We start from the raw sequence: 8,538 nt of genomic DNA, 5'->3' as shown, positions 1-8,538 counted from the left end.
GAAATGGTCATGCCCGGCGACAACGTGTCGATCACCGTGAAGCTGATCAACCCGATCGCTATGGAAGAAGGTCTGCGCTTCGCCATCCGCGAAGGTGGTCGTACCGTGGGCTCGGGCGTCGTGGCCAAGATCCTTGACATCTGATTCGAACGCGCAAAGGAATCCCTATGGCTACCAAGCAAAAAATCCGCATTCGCCTGAAGGCGTTCGATTACAAGCTGATCGACCAGTCGGCAGCTGAAATCGTGGACACTGCCAAGCGCACCGGCGCGATCGTCAAGGGCCCGGTGCCCCTGCCGACCCGCATGAAGCGTTTCGACATCCTGCGTTCGCCGCACGTCAACAAGACGAGCCGCGACCAGTTCGAGATCCGCACCCACCAGCGCCTGATGGACATCGTGGACCCGACCGACAAGACCGTGGACGCGCTGATGAAGCTCGACCTGCCGGCTGGCGTCGACGTCGAGATCAAGCTGCAATAAGTAGGTCGCAGACTACCCGGCCCGCTTGCAGAAATGCACGCGGGCTTTGTTTTTTTGCCGCTAGCTGTGGCATCCTAGAAATAGCGGCTATCTGCAGCCGCGAACGCTCAGAGAGGCTCGGAGCATGATTCGAACTTGGTTCTTGCGAGGAATGGCGTTGGTCGGTCTGGCTTTGCTTGGAGCATGCGGCGGAGGCGGCGGTGGGGGCGGTGGGGGCGGTGCGGCCCTGTTCGGCGCCGGTACGCCTGCTGCGACGACTGTCGCATTGAATGGTGTCGCGACCTACGACTCGATCCCCAACGCGACAGGCGCGCTCATGTATTCGGCGAGCACGCCGAAACCGGTCCGGGGCGCGGTCGTGGAGATCGTCGACGGTACCTCAGCAATTCTGGCCACTACGACAACGGATGCGAACGGCGCGTACTCCGCCTCCGTTCCCGCTAACACCTCTGTCGTTGTGCGAGTCAAGGCCCAAATGCTGCAGGGAGGATCGGGCGCCACATGGGACGTCACCGTTCGAGACAATACGCAGTCGAATGCCATCTACGCCATGGAAAGCGGGTCATTTTCTACCGGCGCGGCGGCGGGTACGCGTAACGTCCATGCCCCATCCGGGTGGGGGGGAGCGAGCTACACCTCGGGCCGTGTGGCAGCCCCTTTCGCTGTACTCGACACTGTCTACGCCGCACAGACGAAAATCCTTTCCATTGCGCCTAGCACGGCCTTTCCGGCACTGCGTCTCTTCTGGAGCGCCAACAACGTACCTGCGACTGGCAATCCGGCGTTGGGGCAGATCGGCACGACGTTTTTCAGCAACGATGACGGGACCTCGGCGATCTATGTGCTAGGAAAGGAAAACGTCGACACTGATGAATACGACGCCTCGGTGATCGCTCATGAATGGGGGCACTACTACCAATCCGCGTTCAGTCGCGACGATTCACCGGGAGGCAGCCATTCAATGGCTGATAGCTTGGATCGGCGGGTAGCCTTTTCCGAAGGCTGGGGAAATGCGTGGTCTGGCATTGCACTTGCCCGGATGAATTACACGGACGCGGTGGGGGTAGGGCAGGCGCAGGGCTCCAATGTTGACCTGTCGACAGGAGCTAGCCCCAACCCGGGCTGGTATCGCGAGGCATCCATCCACTCCATCTTGTGGAAACTGAACAGCATGGTCGGATTCAAGCCTATCCACGATACGCTGACCAGCCCGACGTTTAAGGGCGGCATAGCGGTTACCTCCATCCATCCTTTCACCGCAGCGTTCGACGTGGCGGCACCGACCAGCGCCTCCGCCTTGGCCGGACTGCTGTCCGCCCAGAACATCAGCGCCGCTGCCAATGACCCCTTCGGGACGCTGGAGACAAATGACGGCGGCATTTCAGGAGCTGCGAGCACCCTCCCGATGTACCGCGCAGCTACTGTAGGCGGCGGCGTCACGTCGGCCTGCGTTTCAAACCAGGCCGGGGCGGGCAACAAGCTTGGAAGTTACGTCTACCTCAGATTCACTACGCCGACGGCGCGCAGTTACACGATCACGGCGGTCGGCCCATCGGGCTCCGACCCGGACTTTGTCGTCTACAGCGGGCGACAGGTCGCTGAAGCCGATGCTTTTAGCACGACCGAGACAAGCTCAGTCAGCCTGCCCGCGGGCGAAAGCGTTCTGGTAATCAACGACTTCAACAACTCCTCGGCAGCAACATGCTTCAACATAACCATTCAATGAGGCGCGCACTCGCGGACGCTCATATTCGAGTCGGGGCAGGCGTGATTGCGCTGATGCTGGCGCTGTTCGCGCACATTCCGGCAAGTGCCGATGGCGTAGGCAACACGTGGTCCAAGGAAGAGAACTCACGGTTGCGGATGAAGACTGCGCCCATGAAGGCGAACGGCTCCGGTGTTGTTGTTCAATTTCGCGTGGACACCGAGACGCCGCAGGTCGGCAAGGTCGTCGCGGTCGTGTTGACTTTCGATGGCATCACCGATCCGACTGGGGCCGCGCTGAGGCTGGCGGTGGACGGCGGATTGTCACTTGGCACGAGCAACGCGACGAGGACCCTGCCGCCAGGGGGAGCGACTGCGCTGGCTGTGGAGGTCGTGCCCGCTGCGGAAGGCGTTGGCTATCTTCACGTGTTCACGACGCAATACGGTGCGACCAGCGCCACGTCGATTCCGATCCAGGTCGGTAAGGCTGCGAACGCTCTGCCTGGCAGCGGGGATGTCAAGCAAACACCGAGTGGGGACAAGATCCGGCCCATGCCCGTGAAGTAGCCTCCTACGAACGTCCTTCACGGGCGCTTGCGCCCTCGCGCGCCGGCGGGCTATAATCTACGGCTCTGCCCAAACTTGCGCTCCCCGAGCGTTCTTGCGCAGATCTTTATCAACCTTCTTCCGTATGCCAAACGCTGTCGCCAATTGAAGTGGCAGCGGCGGGAGTTTTGGAGAAACCAATGAGTCTGAGCAACTCCCTCGGGTTGCTGGGCCGCAAGGTGGGGATGATGCGTCTCTTCACCGATGACGGGGACGCAGTTCCTGTCACGGTGGTGGATGTGTCGAACAACCGCGTGACCCAGATCAAAACCCAAGAGAACGATGGCTACGTCGCGCTGCAAGTGACGTTCGGTTCGCGCAAAGCATCGCGTGTCACCAAGCCCGCAGCCGGTCACCTCGCCAAGGCGGGCGTCGAAGCAGGCGAAATCATCCAGGAATTCCGCGTAACCGCCGATACGGCTGGTCAGCACAAGGCGGGCGGCGTCATTGCCGCTGCCAGCGTGTTCGCGGTCGGCCAGAAGGTCGACGTGCAAGGCACCTCGATCGGTAAGGGCTACGCTGGCACCATCAAGCGCCACAACATGAGCTCGCAGCGCGCGTCGCACGGTAACAGCCGTTCGCACAACGTGCCCGGCTCAATTGGCATGGCGCAGGATCCCGGCCGCGTGTTCCCCGGCAAGCGCATGACGGGCCATCTCGGCGACGTCACTGTGACGACCCAGAACCTCGATGTGATCCGTATTGACGAGGCTCGTCAATTGCTCCTGATCAAGGGTGCGATTCCGGGTTCTAAGGGTGGCTTCGTCACCGTGCGCCCGGCTGTCAAGGCCAAGCCGCAAGCCGCTGAAGGGGCGAAGTAATGGAACTCGAACTCCTGAACGAACAAGGGCAAGCCGCGTCGAAATTCGACGCCCCCGAGACGGTGTTCGGCCGCGACTACAACGAAGATCTGGTTCACCAAATCGTCGTCGCATTCCAGGCTAATGCACGCCAAGGCACGCGCGCCCAGAAGGATCGCGAACAGGTCAAGCACTCGACCAAGAAGCCTTTCAAGCAAAAGGGAACGGGCCGCGCCCGTGCCGGTATGACTTCCTCGCCACTGTGGCGTGGGGGCGGCCGCATTTTCCCGAACATGCCTGACGAAAACTTCTCGCAGAAGATTAACAAAAAGATGTATCGCGCCGGCATGGCGTCCATCTTTTCGCAACTTGCGCGCGAGGGGCGTCTGGCTGTGGTCGATTCGATCAAGGTCGACTCGCCCAAGACCAAGGCGCTGGCCGCCAAGTTCAAGGCAATGAACCTCGAGTCCGTGCTCGTGATTGCCGAGGAAGTTGACGAGAACCTGTATCTGGCCTCGCGCAACTTGGTCAACGTGCTCGTGGTCGAACCGCGTTACGCCGATCCGGTGTCGCTGGTCCACTACAAGAAGGTGCTGATTACCAAGGGTGCCGTCGACAAGCTCAAGGAGATGTTCGCATGAGCCGCATGAACCCTACTCCTGCACAACGCCAGTTCGACGAAGGTCGTCTGATGAATGTGCTGGTCGCCCCGATCGTGTCCGAAAAGGCCACAATGGTCGGCGAGAAGTCGAATGCCGTCACCTTCAAGGTGCTGCAGGATGCCACTAAGCCCGAGATCAAGGCAGCTGTTGAACTGATGTTCAAGGTCGAAGTCCAGGGCGTGTCGGTGCTCAACACCAAGGGCAAGACCAAGCGCTTCGGCAAGTCCGTCGGTCGCCGCGACAACGTTCGCAAGGCCTATGTGACGCTCAAGGCTGGTCAAGAGCTCAATCTCGTCGGGGAAGGCGCTTAATCATGGCCGTCATCAAGATGAAACCCACTTCGCCGGGTCAACGCGGCGCGGTGAAGATTTCGCGGGACCACCTGTACAAGGGTGCGCCGTACGCAGCCCTTCTGGAACCGCAATTCCAGAAGGCCGGCCGTAACAACAATGGTCACATCACGACGCGTCACAAGGGTGGTGGCCACAAGCACCACTATCGCGTGGTGGACTTCGTGCGCAACAAGGACGGCATTCCGGCCAAGGTCGAACGTATCGAGTACGACCCGAACCGCACTGCCCACATCGCGCTTGTGTGCTACGCCGATGGCGAGCGCCGCTACATCATCGCCCCGCGCGGTCTGGAAGCCGGTGCAACGCTGCTGAGCGGCTCGGAAGCTCCGATCCGCGCAGGCAACACGCTGCCGATTCGCAACATTCCTGTGGGTTCGACGATCCACTGCATCGAACTGCAGCCTGGAAAGGGCGCTCAGATCGCCCGCTCGGCCGGTACGTCGGCCACGCTGCTCGCCCGCGAAGGCGTCTACGCCCAAGTCCGCATGCGTTCGGGCGAAGTGCGCCGCGTACACGTCGAGTGCCGCGCGACCATCGGCGAAGTTGCCAACGAGGAACACAGCCTGCGCCAACTCGGCAAGGCCGGTGTGAAGCGCTGGATGGGTATTCGCCCGACCGTTCGCGGCGTGGTGATGAACCCGGTTGACCACCCGCACGGTGGTGGCGAAGGCAAGACCGGCGAAGGCCGTCATCCTGTCGACCCGTGGGGCAATCTGACTAAGGGTTATCGCACCCGTAACAACAAGCGCACGCAGGTCTTCATCGTGTCGCGTCGCAAGAAGTAAGGGTTAGCAAATGACTCGCTCTCTCAAAAAAGGTCCGTTTGTCGATCACCACCTCGTGGCTAAGGCCGACAAGGCCGTGACGACCAAGGACAAGAAGCCGATCAAGACCTGGTCGCGTCGCTCGATGGTCCTGCCCGAGTTCATCGGCCTGACCATCGCCGTGCACAACGGCAAGCAGCACGTGCCTGTGTACATCACCGACCAGATGGTCGGCCACAAGCTTGGTGAATTTGCGCTCACACGCACGTTCAAGGGGCACCCCGCGGACAAGAAAGTCCAGAAGAAGTAAGGAACGACCATGTCTGAAACACGTGCAGTCCTCCGCGGCGTCCGCCTTTCGGTCGACAAGGGCCGTCTGGTCGCCGACCTGATTCGCGGCAAAAAGGTTGATCAAGCGCTCAACATCCTGCAATTCACGCAGAAGAAGGCCGCTGTGATCGTGAAGAAGGTGCTCGAGTCGGCCATCGCCAACGCAGAGCACAACGACGGTGCCGATATCGACGACCTGAAGGTCAAGACCATCTACGTCGAGCAAGGCGCCACGCTCAAGCGCTTCACCGCGCGCGCCAAGGGTCGCGGCAATCGCATCAGCAAGCCCACGTGCCATGTGTACGTGACGGTTGGCAACTAATAGGCCTGGAAGAAATATGGGACAGAAAATCCACCCAACCGGCTTCCGCCTTGCGGTCAGCCGTAATTGGTCCAGCCGCTGGTACGCAAGCAACCGTGACTTCGCCGGCATGCTGGCTGAAGACATCAAGGTGCGCGAGTACCTGAAGAAGAAGCTCAAGAACGCATCCGTCTCGCGTGTGCTGATCGAGCGTCCCGCCAAGAACGCTCGCATCACGATCTACTCGGCACGTCCGGGCGTCGTGATCGGCAAGAAGGGCGAAGACATCGAGAACCTCAAGCGCGAGTTGGGCAAGCAGCTCGGCGTGCCGGTCGCGGTCAACATCGAAGAAGTGCGCAAGCCTGAAATCGATGCCCAACTGATCGCCGACAGCATCACGCAGCAGCTCGAGAAACGGATCATGTTCCGCCGCGCCATGAAGCGTGCGATGCAGAACGCCATGCGTCTGGGCGCCCAGGGCATCAAGATCATGTCGGCGGGTCGTCTGAACGGCATCGAAATTGCCCGTACCGAGTGGTACCGCGAAGGTCGTGTGCCGCTTCACACCCTGCGCGCCGACATCGACTACGGCACTTCGGAAGCCAAGACCACTTACGGCGTTATCGGCGTCAAGGTCTGGGTGTACAAGGGCGACACGCTGGGCCGTAATGACCTGCCGGCCGTCGAGACCCCGCGTCCTGACGAAGAGCGTCGCCCCCGCGGCCCGCGTCGTGACGGCCGTCCTGGTGGCGACCGTCCCGGCTCCGACCGTCGTGGTCCGCGCGCCGGTGCTCGCGGTCCGATCGGCGGCAACGTCGCTCCGGCCGATGGCAGCGACAAGCCCGCAGAAGCCACGGGCGCCGCTCCTGCGGCTCTCGGTGCAGACTCGAAACCCGCCGTTAAGCGCGTCCGCAAAGCCGCGCCAGCTGCAGCAGCTGACGGTGCCAAGACCGAGTGATCGGTCTTAGAACTACGGAGTAAGAAACATGCTGCAACCTGCACGCAGAAAGTTCCGCAAGGAACAAAAGGGCCGCAACACCGGCATCGCGACCCGCGGCAACGCGGTGTCGTTCGGTGACTTCGGCCTGAAGTCGATCGACCGCGGCCGTCTCACCGCCCGTCAGATCGAAGCCGCACGTCGCGCGATCTCGCGTCACGTCAAGCGCGGTGGCCGCATCTGGATTCGTGTGTTCCCCGACAAGCCGATCTCCCACAAGCCCGCAGAAGTGCGGATGGGTAACGGTAAGGGAAACCCCGAGTACTACGTCGCCGAAATCCAGCCTGGCAAGGTGATCTACGAGATCGTCGGCGTTCCCGAAGAACTGGCTCGCGAGGCCTTCCGTCTGGCCGCTGCCAAGCTGCCGCTGCGTACGACCTTTGTCGCGCGCCAGCTCGGCGCCTGATCGAGGAGAACACCATGGCAACACGTAAGAAGAAGGAAGTTGCGGCTCCGGCCAAGACTTCGAAGGCTGCCGAGCTGCGCAACAAAGACGTTGCGGGCCTGCAGACCGAAATCAAAGATCTGCAGAAGGCGCATTTCGGCCTGCGTATGCAGAAAGCCACGCAACAGCTGTCGAACACGTCTACGCTGCGCGTGACGCGCCGCGACATCGCGCGTGCCAAGACCATTCTTGCTCAGAAGCAGCAAGAAGCCCAAGCCGCCAAGTAAGGAGTGAACATGACGGAAGCTAAAAAATCCCTCAAGCGCACCTTGATCGGCAAGGTGGTCAGCGACAAGCGTGAGAAAACCGTGACCGTGCTGGTCGAGCGCCGTGTAAAGCACGAGCTCTACGGCAAGATCGTGGCGAAGACCAGCAAATACCACGCCCATGACGAAAAGGGCGAGTACAAGCTGGGCGACACCATCGAGATCACCGAAAGCCGGCCGATTTCGAAGACGAAGAACTGGGTCGTGACCCGGTTGGTCGAAAAGGCCGTCTTGGTCTGAACGCAGGCAAACGCAGCCCATTCAAAAACGGCCCACAATGTGGGCCGTTTTTCATTTTTGGAGCATTAGATGATCAAAGTTGGCGACACCCTTCCCCCGGCGACTCTGCAGGAGTACTCCGAAGTCGACGGCGAGGGTTGCAGCATCGGCCCGAACCCTGTGGATGTGTCCAAGGCTTCAGCTGGAAAGACCATCGCCCTGTTTGCATTGCCCGGCGCTTTTACTCCCACCTGCTCCGCCAAGCACGTGCCGGGCTATGTCCAGCATTTCGAGGACTTCAAGGCCGCGGGAGTCGACGAAATCTGGTGCGTCAGCGTCAACGATGCTTTCGTCATGGGCGCTTGGGCCCGCGATCAGAAGACTGGCGCCAAGGTTCGCATGCTGGCCGACGGTAGTGCCGCGTTCGCGAACGCCACCGGCCTCACGCTGGACCTGACCTCGCGCGGCATGGGTGTCCGCAGCAACCGCTACTCTATGCTGGTCAAGGATGGAAAGGTCGCGACGCTCAATGTGGAAGCGCCCGGCAAATTCGAAGTCAGCGACGCCGATACCTTGCTGGCCCAAGCCAAAGGCTGATCTGCCGCGTTA

General features: G+C 61.1%; 15 protein-coding genes. All 15 read left to right on the top strand.

The genetic code is table 11. From position 1 onward, the window contains the following. Positions 1-144 (top strand): EF-Tu C-terminal domain-related protein (locus AC1D3B_RS16865; RefSeq protein WP_478084152.1); only part of this gene is annotated, 144 nt, incomplete at its 5' end. 23 nt (positions 145-167) lie between these two features. Then, positions 168-482 (top strand): 30S ribosomal protein S10, encoded by a 315-nt coding sequence (rpsJ, locus tag AC1D3B_RS16860; protein ID WP_028250951.1) that lies wholly within the window; start codon positions 168-170, stop codon positions 480-482. Positions 483-606: 124 nt separating this feature from the next. Further along, positions 607-2,208, top strand: a complete 1,602-nt coding sequence (locus AC1D3B_RS16855) for a hypothetical protein (protein ID WP_478191797.1) — start codon at positions 607-609, stop codon at positions 2,206-2,208. Between the two features lie 41 nt (positions 2,209-2,249). Continuing rightward, positions 2,250-2,753 carry a hypothetical protein gene (locus AC1D3B_RS16850; protein ID WP_478191796.1) on the top strand — a complete coding sequence of 168 codons (504 nt, stop codon included), beginning with the start codon at positions 2,250-2,252 and terminating at the stop codon, positions 2,751-2,753. A 179-nt stretch (positions 2,754-2,932) separates the two neighbouring features. Further along, positions 2,933-3,613 (top strand): 50S ribosomal protein L3, encoded by a 681-nt coding sequence (gene rplC, locus AC1D3B_RS16845; protein WP_478169980.1) that lies wholly within the window; start codon positions 2,933-2,935, stop codon positions 3,611-3,613. Further along, entirely contained in the window at positions 3,613-4,233 is a 621-nt protein-coding gene (gene rplD, locus AC1D3B_RS16840) for a 50S ribosomal protein L4 (RefSeq protein WP_478191795.1), read from the top strand. Before rplC ends, rplD begins: the two co-directional genes overlap by 1 nt. Continuing rightward, positions 4,230-4,565, top strand: a complete 336-nt coding sequence (rplW, locus tag AC1D3B_RS16835) for a 50S ribosomal protein L23 (protein WP_093162195.1) — start codon at positions 4,230-4,232, stop codon at positions 4,563-4,565. Before rplD ends, rplW begins: the two co-directional genes overlap by 4 nt. A gap of 2 nt (positions 4,566-4,567) precedes the next feature. Continuing rightward, entirely contained in the window at positions 4,568-5,392 is an 825-nt protein-coding gene (gene rplB / locus AC1D3B_RS16830) for a 50S ribosomal protein L2 (protein WP_478191794.1), read from the top strand. A 10-nt stretch (positions 5,393-5,402) separates the two neighbouring features. Next, entirely contained in the window at positions 5,403-5,681 is a 279-nt protein-coding gene (gene rpsS, locus AC1D3B_RS16825; protein WP_007838132.1) for a 30S ribosomal protein S19, read from the top strand. A gap of 9 nt (positions 5,682-5,690) precedes the next feature. After that, entirely contained in the window at positions 5,691-6,023 is a 333-nt protein-coding gene (gene rplV, locus AC1D3B_RS16820; RefSeq protein ID WP_478191793.1) for a 50S ribosomal protein L22, read from the top strand. A gap of 16 nt (positions 6,024-6,039) precedes the next feature. Further along, positions 6,040-6,960 (top strand): 30S ribosomal protein S3, encoded by a 921-nt coding sequence (rpsC, locus tag AC1D3B_RS16815; protein ID WP_478191792.1) that lies wholly within the window; start codon positions 6,040-6,042, stop codon positions 6,958-6,960. Positions 6,961-6,988: 28 nt separating this feature from the next. Beyond that, positions 6,989-7,405: a 50S ribosomal protein L16 gene (gene rplP, locus AC1D3B_RS16810; protein ID WP_028250943.1), complete on the top strand. Its 417-nt coding sequence runs from the start codon at positions 6,989-6,991 to the stop codon at positions 7,403-7,405. Between the two features lie 14 nt (positions 7,406-7,419). Further along, complete coding sequence (gene rpmC / locus AC1D3B_RS16805) at positions 7,420-7,671, top strand: 50S ribosomal protein L29 (RefSeq protein ID WP_478191791.1); 252 nt, start codon at positions 7,420-7,422, stop codon at positions 7,669-7,671. A gap of 9 nt (positions 7,672-7,680) precedes the next feature. Further along, complete coding sequence (gene rpsQ / locus AC1D3B_RS16800) at positions 7,681-7,950, top strand: 30S ribosomal protein S17 (protein WP_478191790.1); 270 nt, start codon at positions 7,681-7,683, stop codon at positions 7,948-7,950. A gap of 69 nt (positions 7,951-8,019) precedes the next feature. Beyond that, positions 8,020-8,526, top strand: coding sequence for a redoxin family protein (locus AC1D3B_RS16795; RefSeq protein ID WP_478191789.1), 507 nt, complete (start codon positions 8,020-8,022; stop codon positions 8,524-8,526). Positions 8,527-8,538 lie beyond the last annotated feature (12 nt).

The sequence above is a fragment of the Variovorax sp. P5_A3 genome (genome assembly GCF_056400665.1).
Note: the sequence above shows the minus strand (reverse complement) of the source record. Positions and strands in the feature narration are given on the sequence as shown.

Excerpts from the sequence above, each read along its gene's own strand:
- rpmC (WP_478191791.1), top strand. The coding sequence starts at position 7,420 with ATGGCAACACGTAAGAAGAAGGAAGTTGCGGCTCCGGCCAAGACTTCG.
- rpsC (WP_478191792.1), top strand. The coding sequence starts at position 6,040 with ATGGGACAGAAAATCCACCCAACCGGCTTCCGCCTTGCGGTCAGCCGT.
- rplP (WP_028250943.1), top strand. The coding sequence starts at position 6,989 with ATGCTGCAACCTGCACGCAGAAAGTTCCGCAAGGAACAAAAGGGCCGC.
- rplD (WP_478191795.1), top strand. The coding sequence starts at position 3,613 with ATGGAACTCGAACTCCTGAACGAACAAGGGCAAGCCGCGTCGAAATTC.
- AC1D3B_RS16795 (WP_478191789.1), top strand. The coding sequence starts at position 8,020 with ATGATCAAAGTTGGCGACACCCTTCCCCCGGCGACTCTGCAGGAGTAC.
- rpsS (WP_007838132.1), top strand. The coding sequence starts at position 5,403 with ATGACTCGCTCTCTCAAAAAAGGTCCGTTTGTCGATCACCACCTCGTG.
- rpsQ (WP_478191790.1), top strand. The coding sequence starts at position 7,681 with ATGACGGAAGCTAAAAAATCCCTCAAGCGCACCTTGATCGGCAAGGTG.
- rpsJ (WP_028250951.1), top strand. The coding sequence starts at position 168 with ATGGCTACCAAGCAAAAAATCCGCATTCGCCTGAAGGCGTTCGATTAC.
- rplC (WP_478169980.1), top strand. The coding sequence starts at position 2,933 with ATGAGTCTGAGCAACTCCCTCGGGTTGCTGGGCCGCAAGGTGGGGATG.
- rplW (WP_093162195.1), top strand. The coding sequence starts at position 4,230 with ATGAGCCGCATGAACCCTACTCCTGCACAACGCCAGTTCGACGAAGGT.
- AC1D3B_RS16855 (WP_478191797.1), top strand. The coding sequence starts at position 607 with ATGATTCGAACTTGGTTCTTGCGAGGAATGGCGTTGGTCGGTCTGGCT.
- rplV (WP_478191793.1), top strand. The coding sequence starts at position 5,691 with ATGTCTGAAACACGTGCAGTCCTCCGCGGCGTCCGCCTTTCGGTCGAC.
- rplB (WP_478191794.1), top strand. The coding sequence starts at position 4,568 with ATGGCCGTCATCAAGATGAAACCCACTTCGCCGGGTCAACGCGGCGCG.